Here is a 2,319-nt window from a genome sequence, read left to right as displayed (position 1 = left end):
GACCGCGTGCGACCTGGCCGACCGGGACGCGGTCGCCGCGCTGCTCGACCGGCTCCGCGCCGACGGCCCACCGATCCGCGCCGTGCTGCACACCGCCGGCCTGCCGCAGACCACCCCGCTCGCCGACGTCACGCCCGCCGAACTGGCCGAGGTGACCGCCGGCAAGGTCGCCGGGGCGGCGCACCTGCACGAGCTGCTCGCCGGCGACGAGCTGGACGCGTTCGTGCTCTACTCGTCGATCGCCGCCACCTGGGGCAGCGCCGGGCAGGCGGGGTACGCGGCCGGCAACGCCTACCTGGACACGCTGGCGCAGCGGCGGCGCGCCGACGGGCTCGCCGGCACCGCGATCGCCTGGGGCTCCTGGGGCGAGGGCGGCATGCACGCGGCCGACTCCGACCGCGCGCTGCGTCGCCGCGGCGTGCCGCCGATGGACGCCGACGTGGCGATGGGCGCCCTGCGGCAGGCCCTCGACCACGACGACGTGACGGTCACGGTCGCCGACGTGGACTGGTCCCGGTTCGTCGCGGCGTACACGGCGGCCCGACCCAGCCACCTGTTCGACCGGGTCACCCCGGCCGTCACCGTCGACGGCGGAAAGCCGGACCCGACCGACGACGGGTTCCGCGCCCGGCTCGCCGCGCTGCCGCCGGCCGGACAGGAGACGCTGCTGCGCGACCTGGTCCGCGCCGAGGCCGCCGCCGTGCTCGGGCACCCCTCCACCGACCAGGTGCCCGCCGACCGCGCGTTCCGCGACCTCGGCTTCGACTCGCTGGCCGCGGTGCAGCTGCGCGACCGGGTCGGCCGGGCGACCGGCATGACGTTGCCCTCGACCGTGGTCTTCGACCACCCGTCGGCGGCCGAGCTGGCGCGCTTCCTGCGTACCGCACTCGTGGCCGGCGCCGACGCGCCGGTCGAGGCCGCCCACACGGCCCGGCCGGCCGCCGACGAACCCGTCGCGATCGTCTCGATGGCCTGCCGCTTCCCCGGCGGGGTGTCCTCCCCGCAGGAGCTGTGGCGGCTGCTCGCCGACGGCGTCGACGCGGTCGGCCCGATGCCCACCGACCGGGGCTGGGACCTCGACGGGCTCTTCGACAGCGACCCGGAGCGGGTCGGCACCAGCTACACCCGCAGCGGCGGATTCCTGGCCGACGTCGCCGGATTCGACGCCGCGTTCTTCGGGATCAACCCGCGGGAGGCGCTGGCCATGGACCCGCAGCAGCGACTGCTGCTGCACACCACCTGGGAGGCGTTCGAGTCCGCCGGTCTCGACCCGCACCGGCTACGCGGCTCGGCCACCGGTGTGTTCGTCGGCACCAACGGGCAGGACTACGCGACCCTGCTGCTCGGCGCCCGCGCCGAGGTCGAGGGCTACCAGGCCACCGGCAACGGCGCGTCCGTCGTCTCCGGCCGGCTGGCGTACGCGTTCGGCCTGCACGGCCCCGCCGTCACCGTCGACACCGCCTGCTCGTCGTCGCTGGTCGCGCTGCACCTGGCCGCGCAGGCACTGCGCTCCGGCGAGTGCGACCTGGCCCTCGCCGGCGGCGTCACCGTGATGTCCACGCCCGGCGCGTTCCTGGAATTCTCCCGGCAACGCGGACTCGCCGCCGACGGGCGGGTCAAGGCGTTCGCCGCCGCCGCGGACGGCACCGGCTGGGGCGAGGGCGTCGGAGTCCTGCTGCTGCAACGCCTCTCCGACGCCCAGCGGGAGGGCCGGCGGATCCTCGCCGTGGTGCGGGGCAGCGCGGTCAACTCCGACGGCGCGTCCAACGGGCTGACCGCCCCCAACGGGCCGGCCCAGCAGCGTGTCATCCGAGCCGCTCTCGGCAACGCCGGCCTCACCCCGGCCGACGTCGACGCGATCGAGGCGCACGGCACCGGCACCACGCTCGGTGACCCGATCGAGGCGCAGGCGCTCGCCGCCGCGTACGGGCCGGACCGCCCGGCGGACCGGCCGCTCTGGCTCGGCTCGGTCAAGTCGAACCTCGGCCACACCCAGGCGGCGGCGGGCGCGGCCAGCCTGATCAAGATGGTGCTGGCGCTGCGTCACGGCACCCTCCCGGCGACGCTGCACGTCGACGCGCCCACGCCGCACGTGGACTGGTCGGCCGGGCCGCTGGCGCTGCTCACCGAGCCGCGTCCCTGGGCGGCCGACGGGCGTACCCGCCGGGCCGGCGTCTCGTCGTTCGGCATCAGCGGCACCAACGCCCACGTGATCCTGGAGGAGGCCCCGGCCGACTCGGACCCCGCCGGCCCGTCCGCCTCGGACCCCGCCGGCCCGGCCCGGGACGGCGCACTGCCGTGGCCGGTCAGCGCGGCCAC

1 protein-coding gene is annotated in these 2,319 nt (G+C 76.9%); it reads left to right on the top strand.

The window, feature by feature from the left end; translation table 11 throughout:
- Window positions 1-2,319: type I polyketide synthase (locus HUW36_RS31205; RefSeq protein WP_174531359.1), on the top strand; the 2,319-nt coding region annotated here is incomplete at both ends.

This window comes from Micromonospora maritima (assembly GCF_902825405.1).
Taxonomy (GTDB): Bacteria; Actinomycetota; Actinomycetes; order Mycobacteriales; family Micromonosporaceae; genus Micromonospora; species Micromonospora maritima.
This window is presented reverse-complemented; position numbering and strand designations above follow the sequence as displayed.